Origin of the sequence: Ectopseudomonas chengduensis (assembly GCF_900102635.1) — a bacterium.
GTDB lineage: Bacteria > Pseudomonadota > Gammaproteobacteria > Pseudomonadales > Pseudomonadaceae > Aquipseudomonas > Aquipseudomonas chengduensis.
In genome coordinates, this window is sequence record NZ_FMZQ01000011.1 from 162,169 (window position 1) to 179,888 (window position 17,720).

The window sequence follows — 17,720 nt, forward strand, 5'->3', positions numbered from 1 at the left end:
AGGCACCCACCATGAATCTGCTGATCGTCACCGCCTGCCCCAATGGCCAGGTCACCAGCGTGCTGTGTTCGCGCTTGTTGCAGGCCGCAGCCGAGCGTCTGGGCTGGCAAACCCGTGTCGAGGTGCATGACGCGCGCGCGATTGGTTCGCCATTGAGCGAAGCGCAGATCGCCGCCGCCGACTGGGTGCTGGTGGTCAAGACCGGTGAGCTGCCGCTGGCCCGTTTTGCCGGCAAGCGTCTGTTTCAGGCTTCGCCGGCCGAGGCATTGGCCGACCCACAGCGTTTTCTGCGTGACGCCGCCGAGCGCGCTCAGCCCTATGGTGAAAGTAGCGAGCCTGTCCCGAGCGGCCGTCGCCGACTGGTCGCAGTGACCGCCTGCCCCACCGGCGTGGCGCACACCTTCATGGCTGCCGAAGCCCTGCAGCAGGCGGCGCAGCGTATGGGCATCGAGTTGCAGGTGGAAACCCGCGGCTCGGTCGGTGCGCGCAACCTGCTCGACGATGCTGCCATCGCCGCTGCCGATGCCGTGCTGCTGGCCACCGATATCGAGGTGGACACCGGCCGTTTCGCTGGCAAGAAGGTCTACCGCTGTGGCACCGGCGTGGCACTGAAACATCCGCAAAAGACGCTCGAACGGGCGCTCAGCGAGGCGCGACCGCTGAGCGAAGCCGCGCCAGCCGAGGGCAAGGCCGTCGCCAGTAGTGGCGAGAAAACCGGCCCCTACAAGCATCTGCTCACCGGCGTGTCCTACATGCTGCCGATGGTGGTGGCGGGCGGTCTGCTGATCGCCCTCTCGTTCGTCTTCGGTATCGAGGCATTCAAGGAGGAGGGCACCCTGGCCGCCGCGCTGATGAAGATTGGCGGCGAGAGCGCCTTTCAACTGATGGTGCCACTGCTGGCCGGCTACATTGCCTATTCCATCGCCGACCGTCCGGGCCTGGCACCGGGGATGATCGGCGGGTTGTTGGCCAGTTCGCTGGGGGCCGGCTTTATCGGCGGCATCATCGCCGGTTTCCTTGCTGGCTATTCGGCCAAGGCCATCGCCCATTGGGTGCGCCTGCCGGCCAGCGTCGAGGCGCTCAAACCGATTCTGATCATCCCGCTGGTGGCCAGCCTGTTCACCGGGCTGGTGATGATCTATCTGGTTGGCAGTCCGGTAGCAGGCATGCTCGCAGGGCTTACTGCCTTTCTCGATGGCATGGGCAGCACCAATGCGATCCTGCTGGGTGTGCTGCTCGGCGGCATGATGTGCGTCGATCTCGGCGGGCCGATCAACAAGGCGGCCTATGCCTTCTCCGTCGGCCTGCTGGCGTCGAGCAGTTATGCGCCGATGGCCGCGACCATGGCGGCCGGCATGGTGCCGCCCATCGGCATGGCCATCGCTACCGTGCTGGCACGGCGCAAGTTCGCCCAGAGCGAACGTCAGGCTGGCAAGGCCGCCGGGGTGCTGGGGCTGTGCTTCATCTCCGAAGGGGCGATTCCGTTCGCCGCCAAGGACCCGCTGCGAGTGATCCCGGCCAGTATTGCCGGCGGCGCACTGACCGGCGCGCTGTCGATGTACTTCGGCTGCAAGCTGATGGCGCCGCACGGCGGTCTGTTCGTGCTGCTGATTCCCAACGCCATCAATCACGCGTTGCTCTACCTGCTCGCCATCGTCGCTGGCAGCCTGGTCACTGGCGTGCTCTATGCGCTGATCAAGCAGTCCGAGGCGCAGCCGCTGGCGGTTGGGGCGCAATAAGCGCAGGGTCCGTTGCCTCGGTTACACTGAGTTGAACAGCGCCGGACAAGTAGGAGTCTGTTGAAGGGGGCGGTGCGCCGATGCGCTGCGATGGCCCCCTTTGGCTTCGTGGCGCAGTCGCCCCCACAAAGAAAGGATCCTCTGTAGATGACTCAAGCTCTCGCGCATCGCTGGCGCTTCTTCCGTGCCGGCGGCTTCGATCAGGTGCAACTGGAAACCCCGGCCGACCTCGCCGCCCTGCGCGGCCTGGACCAGAAACTCTGGGCCAGCCTGGCCTGCCCGGTGAACAACCTGGAGCTGGACCGGCGCATGCTGCAGTACATCGACCTGAACAATGACGGTCGTATTCGCGCGCCGGAGATTCTCGATGTGGTCGACTGGACGCTGGCCCGCCTGCGTGATCCGGCCGTGCTGTTCCAGGAGGGGCCGCTGCTGTTGTTGTCGCTCACCGACGATGCCGTGGGTGTGCGCCTGCGTTTGGCTGCACAGCGCCTGCTGGGTGTGCTCGGCCGGCCCGATAGTGAGAGCCTGACGCCTGCCGATACCGCTGATCTGGCGAAGCTGTTCCCGCCGCATGAGGCCAACGGCGACGGCCTGGTACCGGCAACCTTTACCGACGATGCCGAACTCAAGGCCGCCATCACCGACATCATCGCCTGCCTGGGGGCGCAGACCGACCGCAGTGGCGAGCCTGCCATCGGCGCCGAACAGATCGCCGCCTTCTTCGATCAGGCGCGTCAGCTGCATGCCTGGCATGCGCGTGCCGCCGAGCAGGGACTGGATGCTTTCGGTGAAGGCACGGTGGCGGCGGTCGAGGCGCTGAGTGCCGTGCGTGCCAAGATCGACGATTACTTCACCCGCGTGGCCATGGCCGAGTTCGACCCGCGTGCAGCCGCCCTGATGAACGCCAGGGAAGAGGAGCTGGTGCGTCTGGCATCGCTGTCGCTGGCAGATGCCGGCGAGGTGGCTGGCCTGCCTCTGGCAACTGTGCAACACGGTGACGAGCTACCACTGAGCAAGGGCCTCAACCCGGCCTGGCAGCACGCCGTCGATGAATTCCGCCAGCGTGTGGTGGTGCCGGTGTATGGCGAGCAGGACAGCCTGTCGCGCGAGCAGTGGCAGCACCTGGTCGCGCTGTGCGGCAACTACCTGGCCTGGCGCGCCGAGACGCCGAAAGTGGCGATTGCCGAGGTGCTTGAGCGCGGACGTATTCTCGAACTGGTGGAGCAGGGCGCCGAAGCGCGCCTGTTGGCGCTGGTGGCAGAGGACAAGACCGTGGCCGAAGCGGCGGACGGGCTGGTCGAACTGGACAAGCTGATTCGCCTGCGTCATGGCCTGGTCCGACTGCTGCGCAACTTCGTGTCTTTCCAGGCCTTTTATTCGCGGCAGGAAAAGGCCGTGTTCCAGGCTGGCGTGCTCTATATCGACGGCAAGAGTTGCGAGCTGGTGGTTGAGGTCGGTGATGTCGAGGCGCATGCCAAGGTGGCGGCGGCCAGTGAGTGCTTTCTGCTCTACTGCGCCTGCGCCCGTCGCGGCGAGCCGGTGCGTGGCAAGGAGGCGCTGAACATCGTGGCGGCGGTGACCGCCGGCAGCGAGGGCGACCTGCAGGCCGGTCGCCATGGTCTGTTCTACGACCGCGACGGTAATGACTGGGATGCCACTGTGGTCAAGGTGGTACAGCATGCGATCAGCATTCGCGAGGCGTTCTGGTCGCCGTATCGACGCGTTTCCAAGTTGGTGTCCGATCAGGTGCAGAAGCTTGCAGCCAGTCGCGACGCCGACATGGTCAGCAAGACCGCCGCCAAGGTCGGCGAAACCGGGTCTGCTCCAGCCGCCACACCTGCCCCGGCCTTCGATATCGCCAAATTCGCCGGTATCTTCGCCGCTATCGGCCTCGCAGTCGGCGCATTGGGCACGGCGCTGGCCGCGGTGGTCACGGGGATTCTGTCACTGGTCTGGTGGCAGATCCCGCTGCTGTTTCTCTGCGTGCTGCTGGCCATCTCCGGGCCGGCCATGCTGCTGGCCTGGTTCAAGCTGCGCCGGCGCAGCCTGGGGCCGATCCTCGACGGCAACGGCTGGGCGGTGAATGCCCAGGCGCGCATCAGCATTCCCTTCGGCACTGCTCTGACGCAGATGGCGGAACTGCCCAAGGGCAGCGACCGTGCACTGCGCGATCCCTATGCCAACAAACCGGTGGTATGGCCCTGGATCATCGCTCTGCTGTTGGCGCTGGGGCTGGGCTATTACGCCTGGATCAACGGCGTGTTCAGTCCGGAGCCGGAGGTACCAGCCGAAGCGGCGGCGCCTGTTGACGCCGCTGTGCAGTAGGTGCTCGTCGCCCCTCTCCCGCTTGCGGGAGAGGGGCAGTCAGCTGATAAGCGTAGGGCGGGTGTAACCCGCCGGCTCGACAATTGGCGGTTTTCACCCGCCCTACGTTCCCTCTCAACCCGCCAACAGCTCCGCCACCCAGCGGGGCAATTGCTCGGTGGCCGGGCCATAGCGTTTCTCGGTGAACAGCGAATGGCCCTGACTCGGCTCCAGATTGATCTCCAGCGTATGCGCGCCCGCGCGACGTGCCTGTTCGACGAAACCCGCCGCCGGATATACGTGGCCCGAGGTGCCGATGCTGACGAACAGCTCGCACTGCTCCAGCGCGTCGTAGATGCGCTCCATGTGATAGGGCATCTCGCCGAACCAGACGATATCCGGGCGCAAGGTGCCGACCAGGCCGCAGCAGGCGCACGCCTGCGTGACCGGCATGTCCTCGAAGAGCGAAAAACGCTGCTGACTATTGCTGCACAGAATCGACTGCAACTCACCGTGCATATGCAGCAAGCGTTTGGAGCCGGCGCGTTCGTGCAGGTTGTCGACGTTCTGCGTGACCAGCAGAAACTCGCCCTGCCAGGCAGCCTCCAGTTCCGCCAGTGCCAGGTGCCCGGCATTCGGCGCGATGGCCGGATCACGCAATTGGGCGCGGCGCATGTCGTAGAAACGTTGCACCAGCGCCGGATCACGAGCGAAACCTTCGGGGGTGGCCACCTCTTCGATGCGGTGGTCTTCCCAGAGACCGTCAGCGGCGCGGAAGGTGCGAATGCCGCTCTCGGCGGAGATACCGGCGCCGGTGAGAATGACAATATTGGGATGGGGCATGGCGGCTCCGAAGCAGGTGCGTTGCGGTAACTCTAAGCCAATTACCAATCCGCAGGGTGTGCCGCGCGCACCAGCGCCTTTGCCCAGGTGCGCACGGCGCATCCTACGCGCGTTCACTTATCCTGTAGGGCGGGTGAAACCCGCCGGTTCGGCAATGGCGGGTTGCACCCGCCCTACACGGATATCATCCCCGTTCGCTCATTGCCGCCAGCGCCACCGAGGTGGCGGCGGTGCGGGTTTCCACGCCGAGCTTCACGTACACATGCTCGAGGTGCTTGTTCACCGTGCGCGGGCTGAGGCCGAGGATGTCGCCGATATCGCGGTTGGTCTTGCCGCAGGCTACCCAGCGCAGCACTTGCACCTCGCGCTCGGTGAGCTGGAAGCGCGCCGATAGCTTGGCATGCGCCGGAGCATCGTCGAGGCTGAGGCTGACGGGTTTCGACGCCGCGCGTGCAGCCTGCAGGATGCGCGCGGTACGCAGGTGCGAGGCGACGCGGGCGAGCACCTCCTCGGGGTTGATCGGCTTGGTCACGTAGTCGATGCCGCCGGCCTCGAAGCCCTGCACCACGTGCTCGCTGTCGGTCAGGGCGGTCATGAACAGCACGGGGATATCGGCGCTGCTCGGCTCGGCCTTGATTCGCCGGCAGGTCTCGAAACCATCCAGCCCCGGCATCATCGCGTCGAGCAGGATCAGGTCGGGCCTGCGCCGCTGGATGCGGCCTAAAGCGCTTACACCGTCCAGCGCGACCAGCACCATGTAGCCGGCGTCATCGAGGGCGTCGGAGAGCAGGGCGAGGTTGTCCGGTGTGTCGTCGACGATGAGGATGATGCCGCGCTCGGCCGACAGGCTGGCGGGCGAGCACGACTCAGGCTGGTGGAGCGGCGCATTCATGTTCGGCCTCCTTCAGTTGGCGATTGAATTCATCGAGCTGGAAGTTCTTCACCAGTAGGCGCAAGGCGGCGGTGAAGCCCGCGCAGGCCGGGTCGCGCTGGTCGATATCGTCCAGGCGTTGCTGGATGCCGCGCACGTAACCCAGAGCGCCCAGTTCGCGCAGCGCCTGTAGGTCGTCGTTGCCCGGCAATGTGATGGCTTCAGGCTGCGGCAACGGCTCCTGAGTGCGGCGCAGCCAGGTCAGACCGAGCTGGTGCTGGATGCGTTCGAGCAACTGTGGGGTGTACACCGGTTTGGCCAGGTAGTCGTCGCAGTCAGCGGCGATGCTGCGTTCGCGGTCGTCGGTGAACGCATTGGCGGAAATGACAATGATCGGCGCCTGGCAGCGTGTGTTGCGGCGAATCAGGCGACTGGTTTCCCAGCCATCCATTTGCGGCATGGACAGGTCCATCAGGATCAACGCCGGGTTGTGCAGCGCCACCTGGCGAATCGCCTCCTGGCCGCTGGCGGCCTGGATCACCTCGAAGCCCAACGGTTCGAGCATGCCGACGAGCACGCGGCGATGTTCGAGGTGATCGTCCACTACCAGAATCAGACGGCGCTCCCCCTGGTAGCCGGTGATGTCGTGCTCGACGTGTACCACCGCTTGCGGCACACGCACTTCGGAGAGGAACAGGCGGACCTGGAAGCGCGTGCCCTGGTCAGGTTCGCTGTGCACCGAGAGCTCGCCGCCCATCAATGAGGTGAGCATGCGGGTGATGGTCAGGCCGAGGCCGACACCGTTGTCCTGGCGCATCAGGTCGCCGCGTTCGAACGGCTGGAAGATCCGTTCGATCTGCTCCGGGGCGATGCCGATACCGGTGTCGATGATCTCGAAGGTCGCTGTCTCGCGCATGTAGCCCACGCGCAGACGCACCTCGCCGCGCTCGGTGAAGCGCACGGCGTTGCCCAACAGGTTGATCAGGATCTGCCGCACGCGTTTCTCGTCGCCACGCACCACCGCCGGCATGCGGCCGATGCATTCGAGGCGAAAGCGCAGGCCTTTCTCGGCTGCCTGCGGGGTGAACATGCGTTCGATCTGGTCGATGAATTCTGGGAAGGGAATTTCCGCCAGTTCCAGGTGCAGTTTGCCGGCTTCGATCTTGGCCACGTCGAGCAGGCCATCGATCAGCGACAGCAGGTGCGAGCCGCTACGCAGGATGGTGGCCAGGGCATCCTGGTGCTGGCTCGGCATGGCCGCGTCACGCTGCAGGATCTGGGTGTAGCCCAGGATGCTGTTGAGCGGCGTACGCAATTCGTGCGACAGCCCGGTGACGTAGCGGCTTTTCGCCGCGTTGGCGGATTCCGCTGCTTCCTTGGCCTGCTGCAGGGCTTCGTCGGTCTTGCGGTGGGCTTCGATCTCCTGCATCAGCAGCAGGGTTTGCCGATCCGACTCCTCCTGCGCCACGCGGCGGCTTTCGCGGGTCAGTACCAGCCACCAGGCGAGCATGGCAGCGAACAACGAGAGGGTCAGAAAGGCCTTGAGGAAAGCCTGGTAGAGCGTCTGGCGGACTTCCGGTTCCTGCGTCAGCAGGCTCAGCGAGACCTGGCTGTAGATCAGCGCCAGGGCGCCGAACAGCATCAGCACCAGCAGACTCAGCAGGCCCAGGTACTGCGCCAGGCGGCTGTGCAGACGCGGGATGGAAACGCGCGGGAAGAGCCAGCCGATGAAGTCGTCGAGCTGATCGCTGAGGCGGGCTCTGGGTTTGCAGCGATCCTCGCAGCGCGCGTCGAGCGAACAACACAGTGAGCAGATGGGGGCACCGTAGGCCGGGCAGTGTGCGGTGTCCGGCTCTTCGAAGCGGTTGTTGCACAGGCAGCACTGCACCTGGCCGGCTTCGGTGTAGGGGTAGAGCAGGTGCGGCTGGCGTTCGCGGGCGATGTAGTAACGCCCGTCGGTGAGCCAGGCCAGCAGTGGCGCCAGCAGGAACGCTGAGCCCAGCGCCACGGCTGGCGAGGCCGCTTGCGCCAGGGCGCCGAACAGGCCGCCGTGGGCAAGCACCGAGAGCAGGGAGGCGATCAGCATGGCGCCGACGCCCACCGGGTTGATGTCGTAGAGGTGCGCGCGCTTGAACTCGATGTATTTCGGCGACAGGCCCAGTGGCTTGTTGATCACCAGGTCGGCCACCAGTGCGCCGATCCAGGCGATGGCGATATTGGCGTAGAGGCCGAGCACTTCCTCGATCGCTTCGAATACGCCCAGCTCCATCAGCATCAGGGCGATGGCCACGTTGAACACCAGCCACACCACGCGACCGGGGTGGCTGTGGGTGATGCGGGCGAAGAAATTCGACCAGGCCAGCGAGCCGGCGTAGGCGTTGGTGACGTTGATTTTTACCTGACTGACTATGACGAACAGCACCATGGCCGCCAGTGCCCATTGCGGCGAGGCGAACACGTAGTTGAAGGCCACCAGGTACATCTGCGTCGGCTCGGCGGCGCGCTCTATGGGGATTTCGTGCTGCAGGGCGAGAAAGGCGAGGAAGGCGCCGGCGAGCATCTTCAGCGCGCCGGGGATGATCCAGCCGGGGCCGGCCAGCAGCAGCGCCGTCCACCAGCGCACGCGGTTGGCGCGGGTTTTCTCCGGCAGGAAGCGCAGGTAGTCGACCTGCTCGCCGATCTGCGTAATCAAGGCCAGGGCGACGGTGCAGGCGGCGCCGAAGTGCAGCAGGTTGAAGCTGCCGGGTTCGCCCTCGCGGCCGGCGAAGCTGGTCCAGTCCGATAGGGCTTCGGGGTTCTTGGCGATGACGAACACGTAGGGCAACACCAGCAGAAACAGCCACACGGGCTGCGTCCACATCTGCAGGCGGTTGATCAGGGTGATGCCATAGGCCACCAGCGGAATGATGATGATCGAGCAGATCACATAGGCCAGGGCCAGCGGGATGTTGAAGTACAGCTCCAGGGCCAGCGCCATAATCGCCGCTTCGAGGGCGAAGAACAGGAAGGTGAAGCTGGCGTAGATCAGCGAGGTGATGGTCGAGCCGATGTAGCCGAAGCCGGCGCCGCGGGTCAGCAGGTCCATGTCCAGGCCGGAGCGGGCGGCGTAGTAGCTGATCGGCAGGCCGGTGAGGAAGATCACCAGGCTGACCGCGAGGATCGCCCACAGGGTGTTGGTGAAACCGTAGGACAGCGCCAGTGCGCCGCCGATGGCTTCCAGGGCGAGGAACGACACGGCGCCGAGCGCGGTGTTGGCGATGCGCAGCTCCGACCACTTGCGGAATGACCTGGGCGTGAAGCGCAGGGCGTAATCCTCCATGGTCTCGTCGGCGACCCAGGCGTTGTAGTCGCGGCGGATCTTGATGATGCGCTGGGTGCCGGTTGGCTGCACGGGCGAAGTCCTGCTGACGTTATCGGGTAAGACCGTCCCTGTCGCGCGTCCCTATAGGAGCCGGCTTGCCGGCGATCTGCGTGACCAGGAAGGACGCATCGCCCGCAAGCAGGCTTCTACGGTGCGTAGAAAGTGCAACTTCCATGCCCCGGCTCGGCGAGGCTTCTGCCGCGCGCGCGGGCTTCTGTCTGCCTGGTTTTTCTGCGCTGAGCTTGCACCAGGCTGGCGCAGGGCGCTGTACGTCAGATGACGTATGCCCTTACGTCATGCTGCGTATACCCCGCTCGTAGGGGCAAACGCATCCTAGCTGCGAAGCCGGCGTGGTTCGGCACGAATAACCAGCACAGGAGCACGACCATGGACTCTCAACCGATTCGACTTCTTCCGCGCCGGCTGGCGGCGGGGGCGGCAGCGCTCTCGCTGCTGGCCGCCAGCCTGTTCAGCCATGTGGCCAGCGCCGAGGTGAACACCACCGGCCTGGCGGTGACCGACAGCGAGGTCACGGTCGGTATCCTGCACTCGGCCACTGGCACCATGGCCATTTCCGAAACCGGTTCGATCCAGGCCGAGCGCCTGGCCATCGAGCAGATCAACGCCAGTGGCGGTGTGCTCGGCCGGCAGATCAAGGTCATTCAGGAAGATGGGGCTTCCGACTGGCCGACCTTCGCCGAGAAGGCGCGCAAACTGCTGGTTGGTGACAAGGTCGCCACCGTGTTCGGCTGCTGGACCTCGGCTTCGCGCAAGGCGGTGCTGCCGGTGTTCGAGAAGGAGAACGGCCTGCTCTACTACCCGACCTTCTACGAAGGCCTGGAGCAGTCGAAGAACGTCATCTACACCGGCCAGGAAGCTACCCAGCAGATACTCGCGGGCCTGGACTGGGTCGCCAAGGAGAAGGGCGCCAAGACCTTCTACCTGCTCGGCTCAGACTACATCTGGCCGCGCACCTCGATGAAGATCGCACGCAAGCACATCGAAAACGTGCTCGGCGGCAAGGTCGTCGGCGAAGAGTACTACCCGCTGGGCAACACTCAGTTCGGCTCGCTGATCAACAAGATCAAGCTGCGCAAGCCTGACGTAGTCTTCGCTGCCGTGGTCGGTGGCTCCAACGTCGCCTTCTACAAGCAGATGAAAGCCGCTGGCGTCACCGCCGACAAACAGACCCTGCTGACCCTGTCGGTCACCGAAGACGAGCTGCTGGGTATCGGCGGCGAGAACATGGCCGGCTTCTACGCCTCGATGAAGTACTTCCAGAGCCTGGACAACCCGAACAACGCCGCCTTCGTCGAAGCCTTCAAGGCCAAGTACGGCAAGGACGCGGTGATCGGTGACGTGACCCAGGCCGCCTACCTCGGTCCGTGGCTGTGGAAAGCCGCCGTGGAGAAAGCCGGCAGCTTCGACATCGACAAGGTGGTCGCCGCTTCTCCGGGCATCGAGCTGGACACCGCGCCGGAAGGCTACGTCAAGGTGCACGACAACCATCACCTGTGGAGCAAGACCCGCATCGGTGAAGTGCAGAAGGACGGTCAGTTCAAGGTGGTGTTCGAATCCGACCTGATCGAGCCGAACCCCTTCCCGGAAGGCTACCAGTAAGCAACACCCTCTCGTAGGAGCCAGCTTGCTGGCGATCAATGAATCGCCGGCAAGCCGGCTCCTACCGGCTTTTCTCTTTTCTTCTGGAGACCATCGACATGGAATGGCTATCGGAATTCGGCGCCATCGCAGCCATGCAGGGGTTCAACGGCTTGTCCGTGTTCTGCGTGCTGCTGCTGATGGCTCTGGGGCTGGCGATCATCTTCGGGCAGATGGGCGTGATCAACATGGCCCACGGCGAGTTTCTCACCATCGGCGCCTATACCACCTTCGTGGTGTCCTCGCTGACGTCCAGCTACGCACCGGCCTTCGGGCCTTACTACTTCTTCCTGGCGATCATCCTCTCGTTCTTCATCGCCGGCGCCATCGGCTGGCTGGTGGAGTGGGCGATGATCAGCAAGCTCTACCAGCGTCCGCTGGACACCTTGCTGGCGACCTGGGGTCTGTCTCTGGTGATGCAGCAGGGTTTTCGCTCGATCTTCGGCGCGCGTGAGGTCAGCGCCACGCTGCCGGACTGGCTGATGGGTTCCTGGAACCCGACCGAGGCCATCGACATTCCGCGCAACGGCCTGTTCGTCATGGGCCTGACCCTGCTGCTCACCGCGCTGCTGTTTCTAATGATCTACCGCTCGCGCTGGGGCCTGCAGGTGCGCGCCACCATGCAGAACCGGGTGATGGCGCGCTCCGTGGGCATCAATACCAAGCGCGTCGACCGCATGACCTTCGCCCTCGGCTGTGGCGTCGCCGGCGTGGCGGGCGCGGCCTTCACCACCATCGGTTCGACCGGGCCGACCGCAGGTTCCCTGTACATCGTCGACACCTTCCTGGTGGTGGTGTTCGGCGGTGCGTCCAGCCTGCTCGGCACCATCGCCTCGGCATTCAGCATCGCCCAGGCGCAATCGCTACTGGAGTTCTTCACCAGCGGTTCGATGGCCAAGGTGCTGACCCTGTCTGCCGTGGTGCTGATCCTGATGCTGCGCCCGCAAGGTCTGTTCTCGGCCAAGGTGCGCAAATGAAAAGTAGGAGCCCGCTTGCGGGCGATTGCAAACCTGTTCATCGCCCGCAAGCGGGCTCCTACGGGACTGTTGAATTGAGGGCACTAGCATGAATCCGACACTCGACAAACTGCTTGGCGGCAAGCAAGGCGCCATCGGCCTGGCGCTGCTCGCCGCGCTGATTCTGGTGGTGTTCCCGCTGGCGCTGGATGCCTTCCGCCTGAACATGGTGGGCAAGTACCTGACCTACGCCTTCGTCGCCGTTGGCCTGGTGCTGTGTTGGGGCTATGGCGGCATCCTGAGCCTGGGCCAGGGCATCTTCTTTGGCCTGGGCGGTTACTGCATGGCTATGTTCCTCAAGCTCGAGGCATCCGACCCGGAGAGCACCAAGATCCAGTCCACCCCCGGCATCCCGGACTTCATGGACTGGAACCAGATCACCGAACTGCCGCTGTTCTGGGAGCCCTTCCACAGCCTGAGCTTCACCCTGATCGCGGTAGTGGCGGTGCCGGTATTGCTGGCCTTGGTGATCGGTATCGCGATGTTCAAGCGCCGCGTCGGTGACGTGTATTTCTCCATCGTCACCCAGGCCATCGCGCTGATTCTCACCGTGCTGATCATCGGTCAGCAGGGGCTCACCGGTGGGGTCAACGGCATCACCGACCTGCGCACGCTCAAGGGCTGGGACATCCGCAGCGACGAGGCCAAGCTGATTCTTTACTTCGTCAGTGCGGTGCTGCTCATCGGCTGCATTCTCATCGCCCGTTTCATCATCGCGTCCAAGCTCGGTCGCCTGCTGTTGGCGATGCGCGACAAGGAAGAGCGGGTGCGTTTCTCCGGTTACGACGTGGCCAGCTTCAAGATCTTCGTGTTCTGCGTCGGCGCGGCATTCGCCGGTATCGGTGGGGCGATGTTCACCCTGCAGGTGGGCTTCATGTCGCCGAGTTTCGTCGGCATCGTACCGTCGATCGAGATGGTCATCTTCGCCGCAGTCGGCGGGCGCCTGTCGCTGCTCGGCGCGGTGTACGGCGCCTTGCTGGTCAACTTCGGCAAGACCTACTTCTCCGAGAGCTTCCCCGAGCTGTGGCTGTACCTGATGGGCGGCCTGTTCATCGTCGTGGTCATGTACTTCCCCAATGGCCTGGCAGGGCTGTGGGACAGCCACGGCAAGCGTTGGCTGGCCCGCTTGCAGCGCAAGCCACAGGTGGCCGCTGCGCCAAAGCCCATTGCCGTTGCCCCCAGCAAGCGGCCAACCCCTGAACTGGAGACCACGCCATGAACAGCCCAGCAGGCTTTCAGGCCGCCAAGCCGGTACTGGCCATCGAAGGGCTGACCGTGTCCTTCGACGGCTTCAAGGCGGTCAATGATCTCAACCTCTACGTCGACCGCAACGAAGTGCATGTGGTGATCGGCCCCAACGGGGCTGGCAAGACCACGGTGCTCGACCTGATCTGCGGCAAGACCAAGGCCACTGCCGGCAGTATCGATTTCGACGGCCGTGAGCTGACCAAAATGCGCGAGTTCGACATCGTTCGTGCCGGCGTCGGGCGCAAGTTCCAGAACCCGTCGATCTACGAAAACCTGACGGTGTTCGAGAACCTGGAAATGTCCTACCCGGCCGGGCGCAAGGTGTTCGGCGCGCTGTTCTTCAAGCGCACACAAGAAGTGATCGAACGGGTCGAACAGGTGGCGCAGGAAATCATGCTCGGTGATCACTTGCACCGTCAGGCGGATCTGCTCTCGCATGGGCAGAAACAGTGGCTGGAGATCGGCATGCTGCTGATGCAGGACCCGCAACTGCTGATGCTCGATGAGCCAGTGGCCGGTATGAGCGTCAGCGAGCGAGTGGCCACCGCCGATCTGCTCAACCGCATCAGCCAGGGCCGCTCGGTGCTGGTCATCGAGCACGACATGGAGTTCGTAAAAAGCATCGCCCATCGCGTCACCGTGCTGCACCAGGGCAAGGTGCTGGCCGAGGGCAGCATGGAGGCGGTGCAGAGCAATCCCAAGGTCATCGAGGTGTATCTGGGGCATTGATGGCCATGGCTACGAAACGGTGCGCGCGGCGCACCCTACACCCGGGTATCAGATCGTAGGGTGCGCCGTGCGCACCGCCTATGTTGGAGTGACAAACATGTTCCAGATCAGCAACCTCGCTTCTGGCTACGGCCAGAGCCAGATCCTCCACGAGCTCAACCTCGACGTGGCGAAGAAAGAAATCGTCGCGGTGATGGGCCGCAACGGCATGGGCAAGACCACCTTGTTCAAGAGCCTGATGGGCATCCTGCCGCAGTGGGGCGGGCAGATTCGCGTGGACGGCAAGGACGTGTCGAAACTGGAAACCCATCAGCGCGTGGAAAGCGGCATCGCCTACGTGCCGCAGGGGCGGATGATCTTCCCCAGCATGACCGTGCTGGAGAACATCCAGACCGGCCTGCCGGCGTCGGCCGGTGGCAAGGTGCCGGACGATCTCTATGCGTTGTTCCCCGTGCTGCTCGAGATGCGCCACCGCAAGGGCGGCAACCTTTCCGGTGGGCAGCAGCAGCAGTTGGCTATCGCCCGCGCATTGGCTACCAACCCCAAGGTGCTGCTGCTCGATGAGCCGACCGAGGGCATCCAGCCGTCGATCATCAAGGACATCGCCCGCAGCCTGAAGGAGATCCGCAACATGCGCGATCTGACCATCGTGGTGTCCGAGCAGGTGCTGTCTTTCACCATGGAAATCGCCGACCGCTTTCTGGTCATCGAAAAGGGCAAGTTCGTCGTCGAGGAAACTCGCGACAAGGTCGATGAGGCGAGCATCAGCCGTTATCTGTCGGTGTGACGACCCGCTCTTGTAGCCCGGATGCAATCCGGGGCGAAGGTTCGGTCTGTCCCCGGATTTCATCCGGGCTACACCATTGATTTCCGCTTTACGGCCGCTGTGTTCTCCATGCAGCGGCCGCTTTTTCGCGCCTGCGAAATATGCCTGCAGGCCGCATTAATCCTGCTGTGCGGGCATACGTCATCCAACGTATTGGCCGATTTCACCACGCGTCCGAGACTGGCTCCGTACCCGGCACAGGCCGGCATTCCTCACAGGTCTTATGGAGCTCAGTCATGACCGATACCCTGATCAAGGTCGACCTCAACCAGGCTGCTACCGATAACGAACAGGTGCACAACCGCTGGCACCCGGACATTCCCATGGCCTGCTGGGTCAACCCGGGTGATGACTTCATTCTCGAGACCTACGACTGGACCGGCGGTGCGATCAAGAACAATGACGACGCCAGCGATGTGCGTGACGTCGACCTGTCCACCGTGCATTACCTGTCCGGCCCGGTGGGCGTGAAAGGCGCTCAGCCGGGCGACCTGCTGATCGTCGAGCTGCTCGATATCGGCGCCAAGCAGGACATGCTGTGGGGCTTCAATGGCTTCTTCTCGAAGAACAACGGCGGCGGTTTTCTCACCGATCATTTCCCTTCGGCGCAGAAGTCGATCTGGGACTTCGAGGGCATGTTCACCAAGAGCCGGCACATTCCCGGCGTGCGTTTCGCCGGCCTTATCCACCCGGGGCTGATCGGCTGCCTGCCAGATCACAAGATGCTCGCCGACTGGAACAAGCGCGAGCAGGCACTGATCGACACCAACCCGACCCGCGTACCGCCGCTGGCCAACCCGCCGTTCGCCAGCACCGCGCACATGGGCAAGATGAAGGGCGAGGCACGCGACCTGGCGGCCGCTACCGGCGCGCGCACCGTGCCGCCGCGTGAGCATGGCGGCAACTGCGACATCAAGGATCTGTCGCGTGGCTCGAAGATCTTCTTCCCGGTCTATGTCGATGGCGCCGGCCTGTCGGTGGGCGACCTGCACTTCAGCCAGGGCGACGGCGAGATCACCTTCTGTGGCGCCATCGAGATGGCTGGCTGGGTGCACATGAAGGTCGAGCTGATCAAGGGCGGCATGGCCAAGTACGGTATCAAGAACCCGATCTTCAAGCCCAGCCCGATCGTGCCCACCTACAACAACTACCTGATCTTCGAAGGCATCTCGGTCGACGACGACGGCAAGCAGCACTACCTGGACGTCAACCTGGCCTACAAACAGGCCTGCCTCAACGCCATCAACTACCTGACCAAGTTCGGCTACTCGCCGGCCCAGGGCTACTCGCTGCTCGGCTCGGCGCCGGTGCAGGGGCATATCAGCGGCGTGGTCGATATCCCCAACGCCTGCGCCACGCTGTGGCTGCCGACCGATATCTTCGAGTTCGACATCAACCCCAGCGCCAGCGGCCCGACCAAGTTCCTCGACGGCAGCATCGACCTGCCCATCGCCTACGACAAGTGAGCGTACCCGCCTGTGGGAGGGGCTTCAGCCGCGACAATCGCCGCTAAAGCGCCTCCCACAATGCGCCGTCGTCCTATCTTTTGCGAGGAACCAGCCATGCCCATCTACGAATACGACTGCCCGAGCTGTGGCGATTTCACCGTGCTGCGGCCGATGGCCGAGCGTGACGCCGCTTGCGCCTGCCCGTACTGCGATACGCCGAGCGAGCGGGTGATCCTCAGCGCGCCGGGCCTGACCAGCATGGCCGGCAGCCAGCGCCGCGCCCATGAAACCAACGAGCGCAGCGCCCACGCGCCGCAGAGCCTCGAGGAATACAAGGCCAACCGCAAGCACCCGGCTGGCTGCAGTTGCTGCGGCCCGAGCAAGCCGGTCGAACGCACCAAGGCCAACCCCCACGGCCTCAAGGCCAGCCCATCGGCACGGCCGTGGATGATCAGCCACTGACGGCCGCGGATGTGCCCGTAGTAGCGGCTGGGCGGCATTCCGTTTCAGCCGCGATAAACGGCGACACATAGAGAATTTCGCGGCTGAAGCCGCTCCCACTAACAAGCAGTCACCGGAGGATATACAGCCATGCGCCACGGCGATATTTCCAGCAGCCCTGATACCGTCGGCGTCGCCGTCGTCAATTACAAGATGCCACGCCTGCATACCAAGGCCGAAGTGCTCGACAACGCGCGCAAGATCGCCGAGATGATCAAGGGCATGAAGCTCGGCCTGCCCGGCATGGACCTGGTGGTGTTCCCCGAGTACAGCACCATGGGCATCATGTACGACAAGGACGAGATGATGGCCACCGCCGCCACCATCCCTGGCGAGGAAACGGCGATCTTCTCCGCCGCCTGTCGCGAGGCCAAGACCTGGGGCATCTTCTCGCTCACCGGTGAGCGTCATGAAGAGCACCCGCACAAGGCGCCGTACAACACGCTCATCCTGATCAACGATCAGGGCGAGATCGTCCAGCGCTACCGCAAGTGCATTCCCTGGTGCCCCATCGAGGGCTGGTATCCCGGCGACCGCACCTACGTCTCCGAAGGCCCCAAGGGCATGAAGATCAGCCTGATCATCTGCGACGACGGCAACTACCCGGAAATCTGGCGCGACTGCGCGATGAAGGGCGCCGAGCTGATCGTGCGCTGCCAGGGCTACATGTACCCGGCCAAGGATCAGCAGGTGCTGATGGCCAAGACCATGGCCTGGGCCAACAACTGCTACGTGGCGGTGGCCAACGCTACCGGCTTCGATGGCGTGTACAGCTACTTTGGCCACTCCGCGCTGATCGGCTTCGACGGCCGCACCCTGGGCGAGTGCGGCGAGGAGGAAATGGGCATCCAGTACGCCCAGCTGTCGGTGTCGCAGATCCGCGATGCGCGCGCCAACGACCAGTCGCAGAACCACCTGTTCAAGCTGCTGCATCGCGGCTACACCGGCGTCTACAACTCCGGTGATGGCGACAAGGGCGTGGCCGATTGCCCGTTCGAGTTCTACCGCACCTGGGTGCTGGATGCGCAGAAGGCCCAGGAGGACGTGGAGAAACTCACCCGCTCGACCATCGGCGTGGCCGACTGCCCCGTGGGTGAGTTGCCACATCCGGGCAAGGAACGCACGGCCTGAACCTCCGTCTGTCGCGGCTAAAGCCCCTCCCACGGGATACC

At 64.1% G+C, this 17,720-nt stretch carries 13 protein-coding genes; 10 read left to right on the forward strand and 3 right to left on the reverse strand.

Annotation, left to right across the window (positions count from 1 at the left end):
- The first annotated feature begins 11 nt into the window (after positions 1-11).
- Both BLS08_RS17655 and BLS08_RS17660 read left to right on the forward strand, forming a co-directional pair.
- Complete coding sequence (locus BLS08_RS17655; RefSeq protein ID WP_090337069.1) at positions 12-1,739, forward strand: fructose-specific PTS transporter subunit EIIC; 1,728 nt, start codon at positions 12-14, stop codon at positions 1,737-1,739.
- Between the two features lie 147 nt (positions 1,740-1,886).
- Positions 1,887-4,067: a hypothetical protein gene (locus BLS08_RS17660; RefSeq protein ID WP_090337071.1), complete on the forward strand. Its 2,181-nt coding sequence runs from the start codon at positions 1,887-1,889 to the stop codon at positions 4,065-4,067.
- Positions 4,068-4,181: 114 nt separating this feature from the next.
- Here the strand turns inward: BLS08_RS17660 and cobB are convergent, their stop codons facing one another.
- The 3 genes from cobB to BLS08_RS17675 all read right to left on the reverse strand — a co-directional run bounded on the left by cobB (position 4,182) and on the right by BLS08_RS17675 (position 9,151).
- Positions 4,182-4,889, reverse strand: a complete 708-nt coding sequence (cobB, locus tag BLS08_RS17665) for a Sir2 family NAD+-dependent deacetylase (RefSeq protein WP_017678847.1) — start codon at positions 4,887-4,889, stop codon at positions 4,182-4,184.
- 184 nt (positions 4,890-5,073) lie between these two features.
- Positions 5,074-5,781 (reverse strand): response regulator, encoded by a 708-nt coding sequence (locus BLS08_RS17670; RefSeq protein ID WP_017678848.1) that lies wholly within the window; start codon positions 5,779-5,781, stop codon positions 5,074-5,076.
- Positions 5,756-9,151: an ATP-binding protein gene (locus tag BLS08_RS17675; RefSeq protein WP_017678849.1), complete on the reverse strand. Its 3,396-nt coding sequence runs from the start codon at positions 9,149-9,151 to the stop codon at positions 5,756-5,758. Before BLS08_RS17675 ends, BLS08_RS17670 begins: the two co-directional genes overlap by 26 nt.
- A 357-nt stretch (positions 9,152-9,508) precedes the next feature.
- Between BLS08_RS17675 and urtA the strand changes: the two genes are divergently transcribed.
- The 8 genes from urtA (at position 9,509) to BLS08_RS17715 (ending at position 17,679) form a co-directional block, all read left to right on the forward strand.
- Positions 9,509-10,741: an urea ABC transporter substrate-binding protein gene (gene urtA, locus BLS08_RS17680; RefSeq protein ID WP_017678850.1), complete on the forward strand. Its 1,233-nt coding sequence runs from the start codon at positions 9,509-9,511 to the stop codon at positions 10,739-10,741.
- Positions 10,742-10,839: 98 nt separating this feature from the next.
- The gene (urtB, locus tag BLS08_RS17685; RefSeq protein ID WP_017678851.1) at positions 10,840-11,757 is read left to right on the forward strand and encodes an urea ABC transporter permease subunit UrtB; all 918 of its coding nucleotides are present in this window, start codon (positions 10,840-10,842) and stop codon (positions 11,755-11,757) included.
- Positions 11,758-11,845: 88 nt separating this feature from the next.
- A complete protein-coding gene (gene urtC, locus BLS08_RS17690) occupies positions 11,846-13,015 on the forward strand; it encodes an urea ABC transporter permease subunit UrtC (protein WP_017678852.1) in 1,170 nt (389 codons plus the stop codon).
- Positions 13,012-13,773: an urea ABC transporter ATP-binding protein UrtD gene (gene urtD / locus BLS08_RS17695; protein WP_017678853.1), complete on the forward strand. Its 762-nt coding sequence runs from the start codon at positions 13,012-13,014 to the stop codon at positions 13,771-13,773. Before urtC ends, urtD begins: the two co-directional genes overlap by 4 nt.
- 97 nt (positions 13,774-13,870) lie before the next feature.
- Positions 13,871-14,560: an urea ABC transporter ATP-binding subunit UrtE gene (gene urtE / locus BLS08_RS17700; protein WP_017678854.1), complete on the forward strand. Its 690-nt coding sequence runs from the start codon at positions 13,871-13,873 to the stop codon at positions 14,558-14,560.
- A gap of 275 nt (positions 14,561-14,835) precedes the next feature.
- Positions 14,836-16,065: a formamidase gene (fmdA, locus tag BLS08_RS17705; protein ID WP_017678855.1), complete on the forward strand. Its 1,230-nt coding sequence runs from the start codon at positions 14,836-14,838 to the stop codon at positions 16,063-16,065.
- Between the two features lie 96 nt (positions 16,066-16,161).
- Positions 16,162-16,509: an FmdB family zinc ribbon protein gene (locus BLS08_RS17710; protein WP_017678856.1), complete on the forward strand. Its 348-nt coding sequence runs from the start codon at positions 16,162-16,164 to the stop codon at positions 16,507-16,509.
- Between the two features lie 129 nt (positions 16,510-16,638).
- Positions 16,639-17,679 carry an aliphatic amidase gene (locus BLS08_RS17715; RefSeq protein WP_017678857.1) on the forward strand — a complete coding sequence of 347 codons (1,041 nt, stop codon included), beginning with the start codon at positions 16,639-16,641 and terminating at the stop codon, positions 17,677-17,679.
- Positions 17,680-17,720 lie beyond the last annotated feature (41 nt).